19 protein-coding genes and 1 pseudogene are annotated in these 21,872 nt (G+C 48.0%); all 20 read left to right on the forward strand.

Annotated elements, in window-relative coordinates:
- The first annotated feature begins 32 nt into the window (after window positions 1–32).
- The 20 genes and pseudogenes from vgrG (IB144_RS07115) to IB144_RS07210 all read left to right on the forward strand — a co-directional run bounded on the left by vgrG (IB144_RS07115) (window position 33) and on the right by IB144_RS07210 (window position 21,706).
- A complete protein-coding gene (gene vgrG, locus IB144_RS07115) occupies window positions 33–2,390 on the forward strand; it encodes a type VI secretion system Vgr family protein (protein WP_040215496.1) in 2,358 nt (785 codons plus the stop codon).
- 9 nt (window positions 2,391–2,399) lie between these two features.
- On the forward strand, window positions 2,400–4,721 hold the full coding sequence (locus IB144_RS07120; protein WP_046653593.1) for a pesticin C-terminus-like muramidase: 2,322 nt from the start codon (window positions 2,400–2,402) through the stop codon (window positions 4,719–4,721).
- A 7-nt stretch (window positions 4,722–4,728) separates the two neighbouring features.
- Window positions 4,729–5,262 carry a hypothetical protein gene (locus tag IB144_RS07125; protein WP_048270916.1) on the forward strand — a complete coding sequence of 178 codons (534 nt, stop codon included), beginning with the start codon at window positions 4,729–4,731 and terminating at the stop codon, window positions 5,260–5,262.
- A gap of 241 nt (window positions 5,263–5,503) precedes the next feature.
- The gene (locus IB144_RS07130; protein WP_223168853.1) at window positions 5,504–6,514 is read left to right on the forward strand and encodes a hypothetical protein; all 1,011 of its coding nucleotides are present in this window, start codon (window positions 5,504–5,506) and stop codon (window positions 6,512–6,514) included.
- Window positions 6,515–6,517: 3 nt separating this feature from the next.
- Window positions 6,518–6,778 (forward strand): hypothetical protein, encoded by a 261-nt coding sequence (locus IB144_RS07135; protein ID WP_223168854.1) that lies wholly within the window; start codon window positions 6,518–6,520, stop codon window positions 6,776–6,778.
- Between the two features lie 276 nt (window positions 6,779–7,054).
- Window positions 7,055–7,150, forward strand: a pseudogene (locus IB144_RS07140) (hypothetical protein); the annotation flags it as partial.
- 71 nt (window positions 7,151–7,221) lie between these two features.
- A complete protein-coding gene (gene vgrG, locus IB144_RS07145; RefSeq protein ID WP_046653595.1) occupies window positions 7,222–9,579 on the forward strand; it encodes a type VI secretion system Vgr family protein in 2,358 nt (785 codons plus the stop codon).
- Window positions 9,580–9,585: 6 nt separating this feature from the next.
- Window positions 9,586–9,987, forward strand: coding sequence for a hypothetical protein (locus IB144_RS07150; protein ID WP_223168855.1), 402 nt, complete (start codon window positions 9,586–9,588; stop codon window positions 9,985–9,987).
- Window positions 9,984–10,130 carry a hypothetical protein gene (locus IB144_RS07155; RefSeq protein WP_322968824.1) on the forward strand — a complete coding sequence of 49 codons (147 nt, stop codon included), beginning with the start codon at window positions 9,984–9,986 and terminating at the stop codon, window positions 10,128–10,130. Before IB144_RS07150 ends, IB144_RS07155 begins: the two co-directional genes overlap by 4 nt.
- A gap of 73 nt (window positions 10,131–10,203) precedes the next feature.
- The gene (locus tag IB144_RS07160; protein ID WP_134894674.1) at window positions 10,204–10,674 is read left to right on the forward strand and encodes a DUF3828 domain-containing protein; all 471 of its coding nucleotides are present in this window, start codon (window positions 10,204–10,206) and stop codon (window positions 10,672–10,674) included.
- On the forward strand, window positions 10,675–13,398 hold the full coding sequence (locus IB144_RS07165) for a hypothetical protein (protein ID WP_223168856.1): 2,724 nt from the start codon (window positions 10,675–10,677) through the stop codon (window positions 13,396–13,398).
- Entirely contained in the window at window positions 13,395–14,012 is a 618-nt protein-coding gene (locus IB144_RS07170; protein WP_117057064.1) for a hypothetical protein, read from the forward strand. The genes IB144_RS07165 and IB144_RS07170 overlap by 4 nt, the downstream gene beginning before the upstream one ends.
- A gap of 64 nt (window positions 14,013–14,076) precedes the next feature.
- Window positions 14,077–14,559, forward strand: coding sequence for a hypothetical protein (locus tag IB144_RS07175; RefSeq protein ID WP_123836167.1), 483 nt, complete (start codon window positions 14,077–14,079; stop codon window positions 14,557–14,559).
- A gap of 263 nt (window positions 14,560–14,822) precedes the next feature.
- On the forward strand, window positions 14,823–15,266 hold the full coding sequence (locus IB144_RS07180) for a hypothetical protein (protein ID WP_130261624.1): 444 nt from the start codon (window positions 14,823–14,825) through the stop codon (window positions 15,264–15,266).
- A 438-nt stretch (window positions 15,267–15,704) separates the two neighbouring features.
- Window positions 15,705–16,094, forward strand: coding sequence for a hypothetical protein (locus tag IB144_RS07185; protein ID WP_134894675.1), 390 nt, complete (start codon window positions 15,705–15,707; stop codon window positions 16,092–16,094).
- A gap of 157 nt (window positions 16,095–16,251) precedes the next feature.
- The gene (locus IB144_RS07190; RefSeq protein ID WP_032440223.1) at window positions 16,252–16,653 is read left to right on the forward strand and encodes a lysozyme inhibitor LprI family protein; all 402 of its coding nucleotides are present in this window, start codon (window positions 16,252–16,254) and stop codon (window positions 16,651–16,653) included.
- Between the two features lie 62 nt (window positions 16,654–16,715).
- The gene (locus tag IB144_RS07195) at window positions 16,716–16,979 is read left to right on the forward strand and encodes a PAAR domain-containing protein (RefSeq protein WP_032418592.1); all 264 of its coding nucleotides are present in this window, start codon (window positions 16,716–16,718) and stop codon (window positions 16,977–16,979) included.
- 2 nt (window positions 16,980–16,981) lie between these two features.
- A complete protein-coding gene (locus tag IB144_RS07200; RefSeq protein ID WP_032418594.1) occupies window positions 16,982–18,190 on the forward strand; it encodes a membrane protein in 1,209 nt (402 codons plus the stop codon).
- On the forward strand, window positions 18,183–21,554 hold the full coding sequence (locus tag IB144_RS07205) for an ImcF-related family protein (protein WP_032418595.1): 3,372 nt from the start codon (window positions 18,183–18,185) through the stop codon (window positions 21,552–21,554). The genes IB144_RS07200 and IB144_RS07205 overlap by 8 nt, the downstream gene beginning before the upstream one ends.
- Window positions 21,555–21,556: 2 nt before the next feature.
- Entirely contained in the window at window positions 21,557–21,706 is a 150-nt protein-coding gene (locus IB144_RS07210) for a hypothetical protein (RefSeq protein WP_188006558.1), read from the forward strand.
- The last annotated feature ends 166 nt before the right edge of the window (window positions 21,707–21,872 follow it).

Here is a 21,872-nt window from a genome sequence, read left to right on the forward strand (position 1 = left end):
CGATTAGTGGTATCCTGAAAGGGAGAAGAACTATGATTGATAGCTTAAGCAGCCTGGCGCAGAAGGCGATGGATGAAGCCCTGAGCCTGTCCCGCTACCGGGTTGCTGTGCATGAATGCAGCGATTTCCTGGATGTTCTGCGTTACAGCGCGGTGGAATCCCTCAGCCAGCCCTGGCGGTATGACGTGGCGGTCACCTGCTCCTCTGCGGATATTGCCTGTGACACGTTACTGCTGAAACCAGCGTCATTTACCTTCCAGACCCCGGTGTTTGACGGGATACCGGCGCTGCCGGTCCGGACGGTATTTGGCGTGGTGGAGTCGTTTCGCCGGATATCCACGTCAAATGACGATACCCGTTATGCTATGACGATCGTTCCCCGCATCGCCCTTCTGGACTATACGAAAGGGAGTGAAATCTATCTCAATCAGTCAGTCACTGAAGTGGTTGAACAGGTGCTGCGTAAACACGGTCTGGAGGGGCCTGATTTTGAGTTCCGGCTCTCCCGCGAATACCCCTCCCGGGAGCTCATCACCCAGTGGCGGGAAACTGACCTTGAGTTTATCCAGCGCCTGCTGGCAGAGGTCGGCATTTACTGGCGCTATGAAATGGACAGCCGACTTGAACAGGACGTGGTGATTTTTCAGGACAGCCAGCAGCAGTATGAATTTGGCGTCACGCTGCCACTGCGCAACCAGGCCGGGATGAGTGACAGCGGACAGGAGAGTATCTGGGATATTCAGACGGCATACAATGTGGTAAGCGGGGGTGTGGCCACCCGGGACTACAACTACCGTGAAGCGCTACAACCTCAGGACAGTGCCGAAAGCATTTTCAGCAAGGAGGGGATCACCACCGGGGAAACCTACCATTACGCGGAACCCTTCCTGACAGCAGGTGACGCTGAAAGCGCAGAGTCCGGGGCATACTTCGCCCGTCTGCGTCACGAACGCATTCTGAACGCCCAGTATCACGTCACCGGGCATTCCTCCAGCCCTCATCTGGCTCCCGGTCAGGTACTGGAAACGGACGGCACGTTACCCGATGCCGTCAGGGAAGGTATCGTCATCACCACGGTGCGTTCCAGCGGTTCACGTAAAAGTAGTTTTTCTCTGACGTTTGAGGGAATCCCCTACAGCGAAACTGTCTGCTGGCGCCCGGCACTGCTCAGTCGCCCGGTGATATCCGGCTCGCTTCCGGCACGGGTGGAAAGCACACAGAAAGGCGACACCTGTTCCTGGCTCGATCCGGACGGGCGCTACCGGGTAAAACTGGACTTTGACCGCAACAGTGCCGAACAGGGTTATGCGTATCTGTGGCTGCGGCTGGCGAAACCCTATGCCGGTGATACGTACGGATTCCACTCACCGCTTATCGACGGAACGGAAGTGGCCGTCGTTTTTGACGGCGGAGACCCGGATCGTCCCTACATCGCTTATGCCCTGCATGATTCAGAACACCCGGACCACGTCACCAGTGACAACCATACGCGGAACGTGTGGCGCACTCCGGCGAACAATAAGCTACGGATGGAGGATAAGCGCCAGGAAGAGCATATCAAGCTCGCAACGGAATATGGCAAAACGCAGCTGAACATGGGGCACCTGGTCAATGGCCAGCGTGAAAAACGCGGGGCCGGTTTTGAACTGCGAACGGATGAGTATGGCGCAGTACGTGCGGCAAAAGGGCTGTTCCTGACGGCGGATGCCCAGGCCAAAGCCCAGGGGCCGGTACTGGAAATGGCCCCTGCCATTAATCAGATTAACCAGGCGAACAGCCAGATGCAGGCCCTGAACAGCGCCGCCGAAGCGGCCGGGGCCCTGATCTGCGACATCAATACCCAGATAAATTTTGTGACCGACAAAATCAAAGACCTCCAGTCTGCGGTCCTGCTGGGGAGTGCGCCGCAGGGGGTGGCACTGACCTCAGGCGAACACCTTCAGCTCAGCAGCACCCGTAACACCATGATCAATGCAGGCCAGCATCTTGATATCGGTGCGATGAAAAATCTGTCGGTAACGGTGGAAAAAGCCCTTGGTCTGTTTGTGCATAAAGAGGGGGCGAAGCTGGTCGCCAATCAGGGGGATATTGATATTCAGGCGCAGCACAACACGATGGCGCTTCTGGCAAAGCAGCAGGTGACGATAACCAGCTGCGAGGACGGGATTTCCATCAGCACGCCGGAGACACTGACGCTGAATGGCGGCGGATCGTATCTGAAGCTGAGTAAAAACGGGATTGAGCATGGTTCTGAGGGAATGATGGTGATGAAAGTGGCGAACTATCTGATCCCCGGTACCGGGGCATCATTGAAAGGTGTCGCGGAGACGTTCAGGAAAACCACACTGGAACTGGTATCACCACCGCGGCGCGGACGGTTTTCACGATAAGGAGCGGCTATGAAAATCAGTTACCCGCTCAGGGACACCAGCGGCAAAGAATTTCACTCACTGGATGATGTTATGCGGCTTATCGACGGGGAAGCGCACGGGACATGGTTGCTGGGTGCGAACGGCCTGTGGCATGGCGGGATCCATATCAGTGATATTTCTAATCCCTTTTCAGCCCTGAACCCTGATGCGATCAATACCGGGGAACCTGTGCCGCTCCAGTTTATGGCAGACGGTATTATTGTGGCGTACCGGTTAAACAATGAATATCTGACCGCTCCGTACTGTGGACAACAGCTGCGCTACAGCAGCAGCTTTGTGCTGGTGAAATCACAGTGCAAGCCTGACCCGCAAAAGGAAAAGAGCTGGCTGGAGTTTTACAGCCTGTATATGCATCTGGCTCCGGTCGCTGATTACCCGAAATCTCCCTGCTATAAAGTCAGGGATGGTCACAGTGGCATACTGTTACGCCAGTATAAAAACGGACAATACGGGTTACCGGAGGGGGAGCCAGACAACGGTGAGGCCGGGACATATCCTGCTCCGGCAAAAACGAAAAAGAGTCTGAGCGCAGGCGACCGTTTTGTCTCTTCCCGGACGGGGCGTTTTTATGTCACGAAGAACGGAAACGCGACCCTGACAACCTTTGGTCTGGTCCGTTTGCTGAAAGATAGCGTTCCGGGCAAAGAACAGTACTGGGTCACGCTGGATCCGGTACTGGTGGAGCCGGATGGTGAAATTCAGGGGCTGATGCCGGAATGGATGCAGAAGGCAAAACAAAAAGGTGCTTTTGACTCCGTGGAACTGACGGAAGGAACAGAGGAATGGAAGGTCAGCGCCGGAACGCCTGTCGGGTTTATGGGCTGTATGGAGTCGCCGGGTGAGGGGAATCAGCTTGTGGACAGGGAGTGGTTTGTCCATCTGGAAGTGTTGAGTACGGACAGCAGAATGCCCGGATTTTTAGCCAATCCGGCGTGTGTAAAGGGTGAAAAAAAGTCAGTGCTGGCACCCAAGGGAAAATCCCTGTTTACCCGACAGGATGCCGCTGGACAGCCGGTATTTACCCCGACATCGGCGAAGCTGGGCGCTCAGTGCCAGCTCTCCCGGGAATCGGCAACGCCCGTCGCGGATGAGTCACAAAAATGGTGGTATAAGGTCAGCGGCAGTGGCTGGTTACCACAAAATGATGTTGAGGAAGTTAACCAGTACGATTTAGAGAAACTTGGGTTTCAGGCGCTGGAGGAAAGCAGCGGGGGCGATGTGATGAACAGCCCGTATGAGAGCTGGATCCCCCAGGCGTTCGGGACGATAAGCCGGACCGCGGAACAAGGCGCGGGGTATCAGTACGGTCTGGTGCCGCAGTTTTATCGTGACCTGATGGCGGAGATGGACAGCAACCGTGACGGGAAAGTGACGGCAGAGGAAATCAGGCAGGCGCTGGCAGTGCGGGATCCGCTGGTGAAGAATGTGGTCAACCGGCTGGTAGTTAAACATCACAGCGAGTGGTGTGGTGGCCGCTCGACGGGGCGCTGGGAAGGGTTTTATAAGGATCTGGATTCGATTGAAGTGAAATACTGTGAGAAATGGCAGGCAGACCTGGAATGGATGAGTAAGGTGCCGCCGTTCGAAAAGGATGAGGCGGTATGGCATTATCATCCGGTGGTGTTTTTAGATGCTATTATTGATAAATTTACAGATGTGATTGAATTCCAAACAACTTTAGGTGTTTATAGAATTTCAAAGAAATCAGCAGAATTCATATTATCCTGGGAGGCATATATGCCTAAACCATATGTCCCAGAAGGAGACCAATCAAGTGGCGTCACTGTCGGATATGGATATGATTTGGGGCAGCAAACTACTTCATCGGCAAGGGCATTGCTATCTGAGTATTACTCTAATTCACAGGTTGAAAGATTACTTTCTGCAATTGGTAAGAAAGGTAACGAGGCTCGAGCAATTGTCCATGAGTTGTTTGACATTACAATCGAAAAAGATAAAGCATTAGACATGGCCATGGTATTAAAAGAGCGATATTGTCAGATCGTTGTTGATATTTATCCCCAGGCAATAATTCTTCCTCCAGACAGTGCCGGAGCCATACTATCATTAGTATATAATCGTGGGCCATCATTAGCACTTCCTAAGCCAGGAGATCTAATAGATAGACGTCGTGAAATGAGAGAGATTCGTGATGATTTTGAGCAGGGTAATATAAAAAAAATTCCTGAGCGTTTGAGAAGTATGAAGCGTTTATGGCCCCATCAGCGAGGGCTTGGGCTACGTAGAGATGGCGAAGCAAAGTTAATAGAAAATGAAATTTTCGATTGAGGATAAAATGAAAAATAGCATTACAAGAATGTTGGTTCTTGTGTTACTCTTCTTTTCAAGCATGATTTATGCGTGCGGTGATAACCCTAACGCCCTTGTTCAGGGACCATTTGAAGATAACTCTTTTACTAATGGATTTATTTGTTTTCAATCTGCGCCTGATAAAAGGGATATATATTTTTATCTAAGCCGTATTAATAATGGTAAGTTATATAACTCTAAAGTCGATACCTTCTATTACTCTGATGCCCCGGTGGAATTAATGACCATTTTCTTTATGCAAATAAATGGGTATAGAAATGTTGTTGTTCTTCTTCGATGGCATGTAAATTATGAAGGCAATGGTGTCGAATATCCGTATTATTATGAGGTTAAATCATATAAACATGACGAAGGGCGAGGGTATATAAAGAATTTGGATGGGGAAAAAGATCCTCAATTATCGGGTTATCAAATCAAAAGTAACGGAAACATTCAAAACTTCCCATTGGATAATGCGGAGAAAATAAAGAAATTTTTGCGCGTTAAGTATGGTGTATGATTTTTATCTACCACATGAAAGTTCAGGGTCGAACAACAAGCTGAATCAATGCAGGAGACTCTCATAGATTCTTTATCAATGGGTTACTTGGGTTCCGGGCGCTGGAGGAAGATAGCGGTGATGATGTGATGAACAGCCCTGGATCCCCCAGGCGTTTGGGGCGATAAGCCGAACTGCTGAACAGGGCGCGGGGTATCAGTACGGTCTGGTGCCGCCGTTTTATCGTGACCTGATGGCGGAGATGGACATCAACCGTGACGGGAAAGTGACGGCAGAGGAAATCAGGCAGGCGCTGGCAGTGCGCGATCCGCTGGTGAAGAATGTGGTCAACCGGCTGGTGGTAAAACATCACAGCGAGTGGTGTGATGGCCGTTCGACAGGCCGCTGGGAAGGGTTTTATAAGGATCTGGACTCGCTGGAAGTGAAGTACTGTGAGAAGTGGCAGGCGGATCTGGAGTGGATGAGTAAGGTACCGCCGTTTGATAAGGATGAGGCGGTGTGGCATTTTCATCCGGTGGTTTTTTTGAATGAATTATTATCTTCAAAACTTATTACACTGGAAATGGTTCTTGCTGCAAATCTAAATGAAAATAAAATTCAATGTGAAAGGGTTCTACCTTATCTCAATAAATATGCAAGAGCCTATAAGATGGAAGATAAAAAAGAAATTACACACTTCCTGTCTCAAATTGGGCATGAAAGTGGTTTTAGTATAACAGAGGAAAATCTAAATTATAGTGCTAAAGGGATGCGAAGGATTTTTGGGTGCATTAAAGGTCCAGCCCAATATAATAAAAATACTGATGATTGCAACTTGGGACGTTTAAGAGACAAACTCTGGACTCAGGAATCTTTGTATGCGCATAGCCCAAAAAATTTGGCTAATTATGTTTATGCCAGTCGAATGGGTAACGATGGAGAATCTTCTGGGGATGGTTATAAATACAGGGGGCGAGGGATGATTCAATTGACTGGTAAAGATGGCTACAGATTTTTTACCAATAAACATAATGAAATGAATCCGGATGATAAGAGAGACTTTGTCGAACAACCTGATCTAGTGATAAGTGATACTGAATATGGTGTAGAGTCAGCGTTTTCCTTTTGGGTAAGTAAAGGACTAAACAAAACTGCCAGAGCATTGAGTGTGCAAGAAGTCACGCAAATAGTTAATGGTGGGCAGAATGGTTACCCTGATCGCTTACAGAGGTTTAATGCAGTGGCCCCATTATTAAGAGTCGATAAGGAGTGATTTATGCGTGGCTTTAGTTTTGGGTTATCTTTGTTGATTTCTTCTTTTTATGCACTAGCTAAAACCGACATAGTACAAGGGCCATTTAAGTTAGATGCTAATGATAGTGTTTATATTAATAAGGAGGATGATGCTAATTATCCATTAGCTCTTTATTTCGAAACTAATGGTAATAGTATCAAAGTGGAGTCTTATGAGGTCGATGGTAGTGAACCTCATGTGGAAACAGTTTTTTTTACTAAAATAAATAATAAAAAAATGTAATTGTATTAATTTCATGGGAGCAACGGCACTTTGCGGAAAAGATAAATGGAACTGCGTATCAAGTTTATGGTTATAACTATTCCCTTAATAGCCTTTCTATAAATCCTTCTATAAAAAAAGACCAGAATCTTAATGGCCTTAATGGAGAGTTTAATGGTGAAGAGTTACATTTCAAATATAAAAATGCAGCAGAAATCAAGACGTATCTACAATCCCATTATAAATAATTCCGGAAAGCTTTGGTGCGACTCGTTAAGCTAAAGACACATCCAGCTCAAAGGATTTAAGGCGGATTTGAAGAGAAAGATGAAAAGTACAGCGATGGACAAAGAATACTTTACTTCAGTCCTTGCGGGCTACGGGATCTCGTAATCTTGCCCTACCAGGGATGAGGAAGAAGGCATCGTGCTGATATTTGACGAACAGGAAGAAGGAACGCGGCAATGAGTGGATCACTGATGAATAAAGGACTCAGTCTGACAGAAAAGCTGATCGGCCAGTCACGGTATCGTATTAACGTTCATGGCTGCACGGAATTTCTGGATGTGTTGCGTTACAGCGCGGTGGAATCCCTCAGTCAGCCCTGGCGGTATGACGTGGCGGTCACCTGCTCCTCTGCGGATATTGCCTGTGACACGTTACTGCTGAAACCCGCATCATTTACTTTCATGACCCCGGTGTTTGACGGCACCCCGGCGCTGCCGGTCCGGACGGTTTATGGCGTGGTGGAGTCGTTTCGCCGGATATCCACGTCAAATGACGATACCCGTTATGCTATGACGATCGTTCCCCGCATCGCCCTTCTGGACTATACGAAAGGGAGCGAAATCTATCTCAATCAGTCAGTCACTGAAGTTGTGGAAAAGGTACTGCGTAAACACGGTCTGGAAGGGCCTGATTTCGAGTTCCGGCTTTCCCGCGAATATCCGTCCCGGGAGCTCATCACCCAGTGGCGGGAGACTGACCTTGAGTTTATCCAGCGCCTGCTGGCGGAGGTGGGTATTTACTGGCGCTATGAAATGGACAGCCTACTTGAACAGGACGTGGTGATTTTTCAGGACAGTCAGCAGCAGTATGAGTTCGGTGTCACGCTGCCATTACGCAACCAGGCCGGGATGAGTGACAGCGGACAGGAGAGTATCTGGGATATTCAGACTGCATATAACGTGGTGAGCGGAAGGGTGGCCACCCGGGACTACAACTACCGGGAAGCGCTGACGCCGCAGGACAGCACGGAAAGTATCAGCAGTCAGGAAGGGATCACCGCCGGTGAAATTTACCACTACGCGGAGCCTTTCCTGACAGCGGGTGATACGGAAAGTACAGAGTCCGGGGCGTATTTCGCCCGTCTGCGTCACGAGCGCATTCTGAACACGCAATATCATGTCACCGGGCATTCCTCCAGCCCTCATCTGGCTCCCGGTCAGGTACTGGAAACGGACGGCACGTTACCCGATGCCGTCAGGGAAGGTATCGTCATCACCACGGTACGCACCAGCGGTTCACGCAAAAGTAGCTTTACGCTGACATTTGAGGGGATCCCCTACAGCGAAACCGTCTGTTACCGTCCGGCGCTGCTCAGTCGCCCGGTGATATCCGGCTCGCTGCCTGCCCGGGTGGAAAGCACACAGAAAGGTGATACGTACTCCTGGCTCGACCCGGAGGGCCGCTATCGTGTGAAACTGGACTTTGACCGCAACAGTACCGAACAGGGCTATGCGTATCTGTGGCTGCGGCTGGCGAAACCGTATGCCGGTGATACTTACGGCTTCCACTCACCGCTTCTCGACGGAACGGAAGTGGCCGTCGTATTTGACGGTGGAGACCCGGATCGTCCCTACATCGCTTATGCCCTGCATGATTCAGAGCATCCGGACCATGTTACCAGCGAGAATCATACGCGGAACGTGTGGCGCACGCCGGCGAACAATAAGCTGCGGATGGAGGATAAGCGCCAGGAAGAGCATATCAAGCTCGCCACCGAATACGGCAAAAGCCAGCTCAATATGGGCCATCTGGTTAACGCACAGCGTGAGCAGCGCGGCGCTGGTTTTGAGCTGCGAACGGATGAGTTTGGCGCGGTCCGCGCAGCCAAAGGCCTCTACCTGACGGCGGATGAACAGGCAAAAGCGCAGGGGCCTGTGCTTGAAATGGCCCCTGCCATCAACCAGATTAACCAGGCCAACAGCCAGATGCAGGCCCTGAACAGCGCCGCCGAAGCGGCCGGGGCCCTGATCTGCGACATCAATACCCAGATAAATTTTGTGGCCGACAAAATCAGGGACCTCCAGTCGGCGGTGCTGCTGGGTAGCGCGCCGCAGGGAGTGGCACTGACCTCAGGCGAACACCTTCAGCTCAGCAGTACCCGCAACACCATGATCAATGCCGGTCAGCATCTTGATATCGGTGCGATGAAAAATGTTTCTGTAACGGTTGAAAAAGCCCTGGGTATGTTTGTGCATAAAGGCGGGGCGAAGCTGGTCGCCAATCAGGGAGACATCGAGATTCAGGCTCAACACAACACGATGGCCCTGTTTTCTGAAAAACAGCTGACGGTGACCAGCAGTGAAGATGAAATTATTATCAGCACCCCGGAAACACTGACGCTTAATGGTGGCGGGTCTTACCTGAGGCTGAGTAAGAACGGCATTGAACATGGCTCATCAGTTGAGTTCATTATGAAGACGTCTGACTATCTGGTACCAGGATCGGGCGCAAATCTCCCCAACGAAACACCCAATTTCAGCCTGACGGATATCACTCAGGAAAGCAAAATCAGCAGCAAATCTTTCAATGACTAAGGGCTGATGATGGATCCATTAATTCCTCATATGCGTAATGTGTTTTTATTTGCATTTTTGCTTTGTTTATCAAATTTTACACAGGCATCTGAGCAAACAAGCCCAGAAAGCATCGTGTACAATTTTTATAAGTCATATTTGAAAGAAGAATCATCGGACAACAGTCGATTTGTCAGCCAATATGTTTCTGATGAGTTAATGAAAAGCATTAACGACTCAATGATGTGTAATTATGATTCTGATGATTCAGTGTCGGCAGAAGAACTCGAAGAAAATGTTCACAAAAGCGCGAATGCAAGCAGTTTAAAGGGCGTTATATTTGTAACTGTCATGGTGCTTGGGTTGATACTGATGTTGATTATTTTACAAAATCACAAGATGTTTATCCTTCATGGAAAGCAAGCATAACTACCGTTGATGTATATCAGAAAGAGAATGACTCTTCAATCAACATTATTTTAGGAGTAGGTTCCGAGCCTAAAGTTAAACTTAATGTTGTGCTAGAAAGAATTGATGGGAAGTGGAAAATCACCAGCGTAACGGAACAATAAGAACGTGGTCATTTTCTAAATTTCTCACCTCGATTACTTATACAAATACCAACATATCTACGGAGAGACGTTCATGTTGAAGAAGATTGTTTTTGCTTGCTGCTTATTCTGCGTGGCCAATATAGCCTCAGCTTCAGCAGACGATAGTTCAATGCCTCGGGAAATTGTTGCAAATTTTTATCACGATTACCTTGTTGCGTCTGAAATGCCTGATATGGAATCAGCTGATAAACTAACTCAAAAAGCTATTTTTGAATATACAACTGAGCATCTCAGAAGTCTGCGGGATAATGATGAATCGGGTGCTGATTATTTTGTCGATGCTCAGGATATTTGTGAAGAATGGAAAGACAGCATTAATGTGGAAACTGTTTCAGAGAATGACCAGGTCGCACAAGTGAAGCTAACATTAGGATATGGTAAGGGTGTATCCCTGTATGCCGTTAACCTGGTTAAAGAAAAAGGGAAATGGTTAATGGATTCTGTTAAGCCCATATCTCATACTAGTATTTATTGTCCTCGACAAGCAGAGGGGGGAGAATAAATGCTGGACAAGAATGTAGCAGTTAGTGTTTTAAATACTCAAGCCTTGGCCAGAGCGAAAATTAACGCTGAAAATTTTAAAAATGGCATAGATAAAAAGCTTAAATATGGCGAGTCAAAATGTGCCCGCTATGTTAAAAAAGCATTAATCGCTGGAGGGGCATCTGCAAAAAATTCAGGAATTGAATCAGCTAAAAATTATGGCCCATGGCTGCTTGAAAATAACTTTAAAGTTGTGGGTGGCGCTACAACAGTGTGTACTGGCGGTGTATTCACAATTTCTGGTCAGCAAGTGGGGGATGTTGTCGTAATCCAGGCAGCACCACACCATGTGCATGGTCATATGGCGATGTTTAATGGTACACACTGGGTATCTGATTTTGTCCAGGAAAGGGGGTTCTATCCTGCCCAGATATATCGTGATCAAAACATACCCTATACACTTTATCGTTATGGCGATAATACCACATCAGAGCAGTACGCCACGGCTACCCAAAAAGGAAAAATTAAAATTGTCTGGCCGATCCCTTCTAATAACCGGGGAAGTGAGTTCAATAATCAGGAAGAGATCCTCTCTCATGTCAGGGGGGAATCCACCGGGCAGTATATGATTGGCCGTAGCGGGATGTGGCATGGCGGGATCCATATCACCGAAGCCACGACGCCGTGGTGTGCGCTTAGTGGTAAGTCTCCACTTGAAGCGATAGATTTCCCGGTTCCCTTTAAAGGTGAGCAGGCAATCCGATGCATGGCTGACGGCGAAGTGGTTGCTTATCGTATCTGCAAGGATTATCAGACGGTTGCATGGGAATCTGGTCCGCTGAATTTTTCCGGCTCTTTTGTTCTGGTGAAACACTACATTCAACCGGGTGAAACGAAATCCAGCGGGCTGCATTTCTACACCCTGTATATGCACCTGGCTCCGTATTCTGCTTATGAGTCAGAATCGGAAAATCAGTGGATTACACAGGATACGCTTAAAGCGTTTTCCGAAATGGACTGGCTCACGGCAAAACTGACTTCTGAACAACTTCAGCCTCAGATTGCAGGGTATATGCCTGTGAGGGCACGCGTTGAATGGGACTCCTCTGATGCCAGTCTTAACGCGGTGGGGTATAACCAGCGCCGGTATGGTCTTGTGACGTTGAAAAGTTTACCTGATGCTGATGGTCATACAGATGCTAAGAAAAAGGTCAGTACCTCACTTATCCCCGGTAAACGTTACTGGGTGGTAGTGGATAATAATAATATTAAACCCGCCCCCGGCGCTGGTCCGTCATGGTGGCGCAGGCTTATGCCTCCGGCCAAAGAGGTTATGAAATTTGACCAGGTTGTGTGCCCGACGCCCTGGGCCATCACTGCCGGTGATCCTGTTGGTCATATGGGCTACTATCAGGCCCCAAAGGATGGGGGATATGAGGCGAGATATCAGGTGCATATTGAATGTACCAGCATGGATGATAACCTTGAAAAATTCCTGACCAACCCGGAAAAGGTGGGGGAGAAAAACCCGCTCTGGTTGAAGTATTCTCCTGGGCTGGCGCTGTACAAAAAGGATGTTGCAACCGGTACATTCACGAAGGATACGAGAGTGACGACCAGGATCGGGATCCTGCCACTGAAACAGGTGCAAACGGAAGTCGATAAGTCGACCAGACAGGAATACTGGCAGCTGCGACCAGAAAATGCTTACGTCCCTAAAGGCCAGGCGGAACCTCAACTTTTGTCGCAGTATGATCTGGCAAAGCTGGGCTTCAGAACTGAAACCGCAGAACCAGCCAGCTTTGATTACCTGGATGGAAAAAACCAGCCCACTGGATTCTTCCGTAACCTTATCGATTCGCTTTACCAGGCCGCGACCAATGATCCGCGAACCAGTCATGCTCTCGTGAAGCATAATTATCAGCGCCTGCTGGATAAAATTGACAGCGGAAGTGACCGTTATTCTCCAATGGAGTACTGGAGAGCACTTCATAATCCCGACTATCGTGACGTCGTTCAGAAAACAATCGTAAAACATCCCAGCGACTGGTACTTCAAAAAAGACGATGTTATCTGGCAACCATTCCTGAATGCGCTTAAGAAAGACGCTCCGGAATGGAAGAAATACAGCGAAGATTTCCTTGATAAGATGGCGTGGATGCCAGACTTAACAACGGAGAAGCTTGGCCCTTCATTATGGCATATGCATCCAATAATGTTTTTAGGGACAATGATTAGCGTGAAAAAGCGACAATCGGGACTTTTCACTGTACAGGATGGGAAAGAAGCTTTATGTAAAATATATAATAAATACGGTAAAAACATGTCTGTAATAGTTGAAAGAATGTTTCGTATCGAGACCAAACACTTTACTTCTGGTCAATATCAACATTGTGGTGCTCCTGGTATGGAGGTACATGGTGCTCCACCAGCATACGGATGGAGTTCTGACTTTTTCTCGCAACATCCAGAATATCAACCGACTGGGATTTGGAGTAAAAAAGAAGGAAGAGGGTTAAGTGGGCAGGGAGGGAATTCCCAAGTCACAGATAAGCCAAAGCAATTTGTAGTATTCGATTCTGTTGAGAGTTCGATGGAATATATTGTGTACTATATTAATAAGCACGGCGGAAACTATGCCCGATGGTACTCAACCCAAGACTCAGCACAAAAACTATATAGAGAAGAATGTGGGGCGATCAAACCCAGATTCACTAATGAATTTTCTGAGGTAAAATCATGATCATATTTAAAGCACTTCCTTTTGTTTTATTGACTTACTCTATCTCAGCATTTTCTAGTGTTACTGATGATGATTTTGATAGATGCTCACAATTCTTAAATAAAATAGTGGCCTCCAGTAATACAAATTTGATAAAAGAGTTGAAAGTGGATAGGGGGCTCATTAAAGCAGATGTTGACAGTATCAGTGGTAATGATATAACTGCTAAAGTTCAATTCAATAAGATGCAGTCAACTGACACTCCAGGTGAAGGCTTTCTTTTATGGATGAAATATGATTACGTTAAATTCAATTTGGAGGATGTTACTATTGATCCAGATAATCCAGAACAATTAAAGTTTGATAATAGATACGCGTCAGTATACTTCAGTTGCCTAAACAAAAAAGTGATTTACAAAGTCAATGGTGATTCCAGATTACAGTTTTATAAAGATGATAAATTATCAACTCCAGAAACCGGTGTGTTTATCTTACCAGGGGAATATGTGGAAGTTGAAAGAAAATCAGGGAGCGCCTCGTATGTTAAATATCAAGCAAAAAACGGAGTGGTATACTCTTCATGGGTGGATTCTAGCCGCATACAGAAATTTTCTCCAGAGGCCATTAAAAACTAAATAATTATTCTTCAAAGTTATTTTCTATATTAAACGGTAACCGGATGAAAAGCAGAGGATTGAAATGGTTAAAATCATGCTGTCCAGCTTATTATATTGTTTTTGTTACCATTCCTTTGCTAACGATTTTTGTTCCATTATGTCCAAAACAGCCGAGAATGAGCAAGCATATGTAGATCATTCTAAGAGTTTATTTAGGATTGCATCGAAAACCAGACTTTACTTCAATAGCGCACCAAGTAAACGATGCAAGATTAGCGATTTATTTATAGTTAATGGTGATGTTGTTTCAGGATACACCACACTTAATGGTTATTTGTTTGCGTCATACTTCAAGAGAAATGGCGATTCAGTTGATGGATGGCTTAAATTATCAGATTTAAAAAATACTGGATATACAAGTGGTCCGTCAAGTGACGAACAAACGGCTTTTAATATTATTCCGGATGCCATTAAGAAGAACGCACTGGCTACAGCACCTGAAAAATGTATCAATATCAGTAGAGATGACACTAACAATAAATACTACAAATTCGCTATAAATTGAAGAATGTAAAGACATGCAGCTCATTCCTTTTAGCATCTTGGTTAAAAAAGGGACTCAAGAAATTTACACAAACCAAGGGGATGATATTCATAAATTCCACCCCATCGAATGAAGCAGTTACATTCTGTATGATGAAAGGAGAAGCTATAATGACAATAAAGGCTTAGAACTGAATAAAGACAATGCAATAACCAAATATGAAGCAGGCTTTAAAGTAAGAGAGAAATTGAAATTAGGAGTGGAAGAAGGATATCGAGGTTAACATGCGAAAAATTCTGTGTTTGATAGTTACACTTTTACCTATGTATAGTATGGCAGACAGTTTCGACTTGCCCACAGTTCATTCAATAAAAAACGGAAACCAATGTGAAATATCTTTTAATGATAAAATTGTTTCGAAACATGACTGTGAGTATGAATCTCCTTCCTATTTGACATCTTACTCTCTCCTTGCTGATTCTTGGACTGGAGTATGGATATTCCAGGACTCTCCAATGGGAAATGCTTGTGAAGCAGGAGCAATCAGAATTATTTCCTTGGATTCTGAAAATAAAATCCAGGTGCATAAGCCGATAGATTATTGCATGGGGTCTGTTATGATTAATAATGACGGCGATAAAGTCATTGTTAATATTCAAGATATCAATGATTCTAAAAAATCTGAGGTGTGGGTATTTAAAGACAACAAACTAGCGAAGCTAAAATAGCTACATTTCCTATAATCACTGGTCGGTGTTTTGTGTTTTGTCAGCATTGTCCCAGTTGTAAAATTAATTACCTCCAAAAGTTGAGGCAGTGATTTTAAAAAATGCTCGGTGAATTTATGAAAAATATCATTTGCAAAATTACCACAAGTTTGCAATTCCTCGATGCAATCTCATCCGGATAAGATCGACTGCATACAAACCAGCACAAAAAAACAGAGGACTCCGTTAAAGAGATTATTACCAAATCTGGTAAGGAGTATTCAATTGATATGGCGTTTTATAATAGTCAACGGAATTCTATTTCTGAACGATGCAGCTTATATAACTCGATGGAAGGTCAACGCACAGATTTGATAGAAAACCAATGCGAATATGATGGTGTAGAGCAACTAAATGATTTTATTAAAACCTATATGAAGACGGTTGATAATTATTAAAATGAACATAAAACTCTCTTTGGCTATGTTAATTTTAATGGCATCGGCAACATATGCTCAATGTTCTCAAACCAAAGATATTGATATGCTGGTAACGGCAAGTAAGCTGAAAAACTCTGGCTTTGTCGATGGGCAAACAGGTCGCGTTACTACTGACTTAAATGGTGATGGTAAAAAAGATATCATCGAGTATACGTTTCTGAGTTCAACACCACCAGGCACTTGTGATCAATCGGAATGTATGTCTAATCTCGACAACTCTCCTACTTTAACATTCGAAATCACAATGCATGATGGAAAATCAATAGATGCAGCATATATGTGTACATCCATTGGAACATCAAAAAAAATCACACAAAGGGCTAAAGGATATTTTTTTTTGCGGACCTAAATATATCTTGCGATGGAATGGTGACGAGTATGATACAGAATAAATATTCAAAAGCATTTACATGCCATTGAGTCCAGAATGGGTCTTTTAAATTGTAGAACCAGACACTTATAGGTAAGTTAAATTACCAGTGCCTCCACTGGAGTGTTCAAATAAAATGAAGATTAAGAATAAAACACTGACTTTACTTCTAATACTCCCTTGTATTTCACATGCTGCACTAAACGACTATTCCAGGATTGAAACTGATTGCCGCAGAATGAATCAAGATATAAATAACTCTGTTGTAATGGGTTGTGCCGACCAGGCATCAGACGCCGCAAAGAAAGACATGAACATTGTTTACCAGAAAATATACAAAATCATTAAAGCGCGTGAAATGCCTGACATTACAAGTAAATTCGAGACGGCGCAAAAAAACTGGATTGCATCACGTGAAAATTGGTGTGATGTTCAAGGGTTTATAATCGGTTCGCCGATGTACAGCGTATGCCGTATGGACATGAATATTTCAAGAGTGAATGAGTTAAATGACTTACTGGAACAGATTCAGGATTAATATGTCTGGAGGCTAGTTACTTTAACCTAATGATAATTATTAACTAACAGAGACCCTTATTAATGCTCCAGATTATCCGCAAAGGCGATAAAACTACCCACGGTGGTTCAGTACTGACCGCCTCAGAAACGATGAAATTCGGCGGTATTGGCGTTGCCCGTAAAGGCGACAAAGTGTCCTGCCCGGTTCCAGGACATGGTCCTACAACTATCGTAGAAGGCAACCCTGATTACCTTGATCATGGTATCCCGGTTGCCTTTCACGGCCACAAATGTGCCTGTGGTTGCACATTGATCAGTTCATTTGCCGCAGCAAAGGTTGCCTGATTATGCCCGTCTGGCTGGATGCCATCCCTGAAAAGGCTCCGAAGGTAGCGCGTCCCGGCACCGGCCGTTGGCTGCTCTTCCTCGCGTTTGTCATGCTGGCAGGCATAGCGCTCACGCTATGGTGTTGGACGTCAGAGCGAACCGGATTTGTCTTCTGGTTCACCGCGCTGGGTCTTCCATTTTGCACCTGGGGGCTTATTTTCGGCTTACGCCGGTTTGCCTACAAAGCCGAACAGGTGGGGGCCGAGTCCCGAAATGTCCAGCGAGAAGCGCTTATTGACAGTGAAATTCTGCGCGGTCAACGCTGCGCCTGGATCCTCGGTACTTATATTCAGAGTCCGGCCGGAAACAAAGCCGATGACCTGCTGAAGGCAATGAAAGTCGCAGCTCCTGTTATCGAATTCTCTCACCCAAGAGGATGTGATAAACCGGTCAGATACGCGGCATTACCAGAATATCAGACAGATTTAACGAAGGCCCTGAAAGCAGCGGTTAATAAACTGACTACGCGTGTAGAGGGGATAGTTAAGCCGCTTCCGCCCGAGCTGCCATGCTGGCTGGTGCTGGATTGTGATAACGATCTGTATCCCCTGTTTGAAGAGCAGCTTAAAGCCGATCTCTCACTCAAGACGGGCAGGATTTTTCGCCTGATGGCCGGAAAAGGACTGGGGGCGTTTGATGCCTGGCTGGACAAGCGATGGGACAACCCTGGCATTCTGGTTGCCATCACGCTGTCGTTACCGGCGTCTCCCCGGGAAGAAGATGCTGATGCTGTCTCAATGGTGGTATTGAGCAACCGCAAAGCCCATGCCTGGCCGGATGCGCTTCGCCTTCATCGCCCCGAAAGGGGAACAGAAACAACGCTTACAAAGACACTTACTCGGGCGCTGCTCTGGTCGAAGACCCTGCCCAATGAACTCAAAGGAAGCTGGATCTCCGGTCCCACATTGACGTCGGGCAGCGGCTGGAATAATGCCTGCGAAGAGAGTGAAGTGGAATTTAGTCTTTCAGAAGACAATTCCAGTATCGATCCCGTGGTGGGATATACCGGCCATGCTGCTCCATGGCTGGCCATCACGCTTGCTAATGCTGACGTTGAACAACGAGGCCCCCAAGTTATCGCCGCACAACCCGACGCTGATAAGGACGACATCTGGATCGCTGTCATCACCAAAGAAGAAGTTCGCAAGGAAACGCCTAAGAATGACTAAGGTAAAAGTCAAAACACTCATCGGCTCCGTTGTCACTGTCGCTTTTTTTATGACGGTCATCGTGGCATTTTTGTTATATGCCTTTCCGGAAAACGTAGCTTCGGCCACGGGATTCGGTCCCTATGACGGCCAGCGCATACTCACATTTTGCGCCATACTGGTTGCCGCGTTGTTTTTACTCGGCTGGCTGACAGAGAAGGCTTTTGACATCGCCGGTAAATCCGGATTGTATTTCCACTGGGGACAGAAAAAGTCTCAGATTGCCGCTCCGGTGACGAACACCATCGCCAGTGAAGACGACGACGAACAACCTGTCTTCAGCGAAGAGGCGGTGTCCGAGCACCTGCGGTTTCGCTATGGGCGCCGCTGGCAGCGTAAGGTGCGTCTACTGCTGGTGATGGGTAATCCGGATGACGTCCAGAAAGCGGCCCCGGGCCTGTGTCATGACCTCTGGCAGGAAGGCGACGGCAATGTGCTGATTTATGGCGGTGATGCGCAGTCACTTCCGGATGAGATCTTCCTTTCAAAACTGAAGCGTCTGCGATCTGGCCAGCCGGTTGATGGCATCATTCAGGTGATGAGTACCTCAGCTCTCCCGACGGATAGCGAACGGGATGCCTTCTTGCGTTGCCGCCAGAAAGCCGACCACCTGTTAGGCTGGCAGGCGCCTGTCTGGCTGTGGCTGACTGATAAGGCAGCGGGTGCTCAGCAGGACGCGGAAACGGCTGCGACAGGGGTCATCTTCGGGCCGGAAGGCACCGTAAAAGAGGCTGGTAAGGCATTGACTACGCTGTCTCAGCACCTTCAAAAAGCCGGTATGGCGCAGATACTGAGTAATCCGGCGCATGATGGCCTGCTGCAGTTATCCTCCCGCCTGAGACATGAACTAAAAACCAGTCTGACCGTTTTGCTCAGCGGACTGATGCAGGGATCTGCGGCCTGGCGTTTACGCGGTGTCATGTTCAGTCCTGAACTGGCTGTTGCCGGAACGGTGCCGAACACGCGCCTCGACACGCCGACCTGGAAAGCCGTCATTGATGACAGCGATGCCGTCAGAGGCAGGAAACTGGGCTTCAACTGGCTGAAGATGCTGCGGTTAATCCTGCTTTCCCTGATAGTCCTGTGGGGGGCCGGTACACTGCTGTCCCTCGTCGTTAACCGTACCCAGATTTATCAGGCGCAGGAGACGGCCAGGCAGGCAGCGGATACTGCAAAACCACTGGCTGAACGCCTGCGCAGCCAGCTCGTACTCCAGCAAGCCATTGCCCGTCTACAACATCATGAGGCTACCGGCGCTCCGTGGTACACCCGATTTGGTCTTAATCAGGACAGTGACACGCTGGCCGCACTCTGGCCCCTGTATGCGAAAAACAACGCACAGCTGATGAGGGATGCCACAGCAGATCATCTGAAACAACAACTGAATGCCTTTGTGCAACTTCCTCCGGCCAGTGACGCCCGGATGCAGGGAACGCAACGGACCTACGATGTCCTGAAAGCTTACCTGATGATGACCAGACCGGACAAAGCCGATGAAGGATGGTTGGCGAAAAATGTACTAATAACCTGGCCGAAACGCCAGAATGTGGCGGATGGGACATGGCAGGAAATTGCCCCTAAATTACTGGGTTTTTATGCGCAGAACCTCCCGACACATCCGGAATGGAAAATTAAGCCTGACGCTGAATTAATCAGTACGGTCCGTCAGATCCTGCTCAAGCAGATTGGCCAGCGGAACGCTGAGGCCGGACTGTACCAGGACATGCTTAAGCGCGTGGCCAGTAACTGGCCTGATTTAACACTTGCTGATATGACCGGTGATACCGATGCTTCAACGGTATTCAGCACTGACGAAATCGTCCCAGGAATGTTTACGCGCCAGGCCTGGGAAGAGCAGGTACAGGATGCAATTAACGAGGTCGTTAAGACACGACGTGATGAAATCGACTGGGTCCTGACGGATAAAACGCACCAGGCAGGAAGTGATATCTCCCCGGAGGCGTTGAAGGCCCGCCTGACAGAACGGTATTTTACCGATTTTGGTAATGCCTGGCTGAACATGGTCAACAGCATTCAGTGGCAAGAAGCCACGTCTCTTTCTGAAGCAATTGCCCAGCTCAGTCTGATCGGCGATGTCCGTCAGTCTCCGCTTGTGGCCTTAATGAATACGCTGGCCTGGCAGGGAAAAACAGGAGAGAAGGGTGAGGCACTGGCTGATTCGATAGTGGATTCAGCGAAAAAACTGGTTGGTCGGAAAAAATATACCCGACAGTTCATTGAGCAGGCGCAGGGGCCGAAAGGTCCATTGGAGGACGTTTTTGGACCACTGACGGGATTTATGGAAGGTAAAGAGGGCACTGGTAGCAACGGTAACCTCAGTTTCCAGTCCTGGCTGGCCCGCGTTACCCAGGTGCGGCTGAAGCTTCAGCAGGTCACCAGCGCCCCGGATCCGCAAGCGATGTCGCAGATGCTGGCACAGACCGTATTCCAGGGTAAAGCCATCGACCTGACGGACACCCGCGATTACGGCAGTCTGGTTGCGGCAAGCCTGGGGCAGGAGTGGAACGGATTTGGTCAGTCGTTGTTTGTGCAACCGCTGGATCTGGCCTGGCGGCAGGTCCTTGCCCCGGCAGCGGGTAGTCTCAATAGCCGCTGGCAATCGACCATTGTCGAACAGTGGAATAAGGCCTTTGCGGGGCGGTATCCGTTTAAGGCCACCGGCAGCGATGCCTCCCTGCCGTTACTGGCTCAGTTCCTGCGTAGCGACTCGGGTCGAATTACTAACTTCCTGAAAACTAATCTTGGCGGGATCCTCCACCAGGAGGGAAATCGCTGGGTCGTTGATCCTTCCGCAAGTCAGGGGATGGTTGTCAGTCCGGATTTCCTCCGGGCGATTAATCAGCTGGCAGAGCTGTCTGATATCGTGTTCTCTCAGGGCGATGCAGGTATTCACTTCGAACTGATGGCGCGTCCTTCAAAGGATGTTGCCAGAGTGCAATTGACCCTCGATGAGCAGAACCTGGACTACTTCAATCAGATGGAAAGCTGGCAAAGCTTCACCTGGCCGGGGAATAGCTACTATCCAGGCGTATCGTTGAGCTGGCGTAGTGTAAACAGTGGTATGCAACTCTACGCCAGTCACCAGGGTAACTGGGGCTTCATTCGCCTGCTGGACAAAGCCCTGCTCACTCCTCTTGATGCCAGCCGGACGCAACTGGTATGGATCACCCCGGATGGCAATCCTCTGAAGTTTGTGATGCGTAGCGAACTCGGCAGTGGTCCTCTTGAATTACTGAAGTTGCAGGGGTTCACGCTGCCCAACGCTATTTTTAATGTTGCCGCTGGCGCAGAAGCGATCCAGTAACGATGGGCGCATTGTTCACCCTTGCCGCTTCTGTCTCCACGGCCATCAGTCAGCAGGAGGTGGGGATCCATGGATTCTGGAACGCGGTCCTGCCGGTGCTGTTCTGGCCCTGCTCTGAGAACAGTGAATGGGGCAAGCAGGGAAACCTGTGAGACCCGAACCCAGACGTGTCGGAAAGCATCAACGCCTCATCCACCCTGACAAGCCTGTGCAGATTTTTGTCGGCGCCCGGGCCGGTTCCGCGCTCAGGCAGGTACCGCGAGCGCCGGAAGCCAGTACATCAGGGGGCAGTCCCTCCACACCCCATCGGCGCCTGCG

It is taken from the genome of Klebsiella sp. K4 (genome assembly GCF_014596785.2).
GTDB classification, from domain to species: domain Bacteria; phylum Pseudomonadota; class Gammaproteobacteria; order Enterobacterales; family Enterobacteriaceae; genus Klebsiella; species Klebsiella pneumoniae.

Bases quoted from the DNA above. Each gene is read 5' to 3' on its own strand.
- vgrG (WP_040215496.1), top strand. From the start codon at position 33: ATGATTGATAGCTTAAGCAGCCTGGCGCAGAAGGCGATGGATGAAGCC.
- IB144_RS07120 (WP_046653593.1), top strand. From the start codon at position 2,400: ATGAAAATCAGTTACCCGCTCAGGGACACCAGCGGCAAAGAATTTCAC.
- IB144_RS07125 (WP_048270916.1), top strand. From the start codon at position 4,729: ATGAAAAATAGCATTACAAGAATGTTGGTTCTTGTGTTACTCTTCTTT.
- IB144_RS07130 (WP_223168853.1), top strand. From the start codon at position 5,504: ATGGACATCAACCGTGACGGGAAAGTGACGGCAGAGGAAATCAGGCAG.
- IB144_RS07135 (WP_223168854.1), top strand. From the start codon at position 6,518: ATGCGTGGCTTTAGTTTTGGGTTATCTTTGTTGATTTCTTCTTTTTAT.
- vgrG (WP_046653595.1), top strand. From the start codon at position 7,222: ATGAGTGGATCACTGATGAATAAAGGACTCAGTCTGACAGAAAAGCTG.
- IB144_RS07150 (WP_223168855.1), top strand. From the start codon at position 9,586: ATGATGGATCCATTAATTCCTCATATGCGTAATGTGTTTTTATTTGCA.
- IB144_RS07160 (WP_134894674.1), top strand. From the start codon at position 10,204: ATGTTGAAGAAGATTGTTTTTGCTTGCTGCTTATTCTGCGTGGCCAAT.
- IB144_RS07165 (WP_223168856.1), top strand. From the start codon at position 10,675: ATGCTGGACAAGAATGTAGCAGTTAGTGTTTTAAATACTCAAGCCTTG.
- IB144_RS07170 (WP_117057064.1), top strand. From the start codon at position 13,395: ATGATCATATTTAAAGCACTTCCTTTTGTTTTATTGACTTACTCTATC.
- IB144_RS07175 (WP_123836167.1), top strand. From the start codon at position 14,077: ATGGTTAAAATCATGCTGTCCAGCTTATTATATTGTTTTTGTTACCAT.
- IB144_RS07180 (WP_130261624.1), top strand. From the start codon at position 14,823: ATGCGAAAAATTCTGTGTTTGATAGTTACACTTTTACCTATGTATAGT.
- IB144_RS07185 (WP_134894675.1), top strand. From the start codon at position 15,705: ATGAACATAAAACTCTCTTTGGCTATGTTAATTTTAATGGCATCGGCA.
- IB144_RS07190 (WP_032440223.1), top strand. From the start codon at position 16,252: ATGAAGATTAAGAATAAAACACTGACTTTACTTCTAATACTCCCTTGT.
- IB144_RS07195 (WP_032418592.1), top strand. From the start codon at position 16,716: ATGCTCCAGATTATCCGCAAAGGCGATAAAACTACCCACGGTGGTTCA.
- IB144_RS07200 (WP_032418594.1), top strand. From the start codon at position 16,982: ATGCCCGTCTGGCTGGATGCCATCCCTGAAAAGGCTCCGAAGGTAGCG.
- IB144_RS07205 (WP_032418595.1), top strand. From the start codon at position 18,183: ATGACTAAGGTAAAAGTCAAAACACTCATCGGCTCCGTTGTCACTGTC.
- IB144_RS07210 (WP_188006558.1), top strand. From the start codon at position 21,557: ATGGGCGCATTGTTCACCCTTGCCGCTTCTGTCTCCACGGCCATCAGT.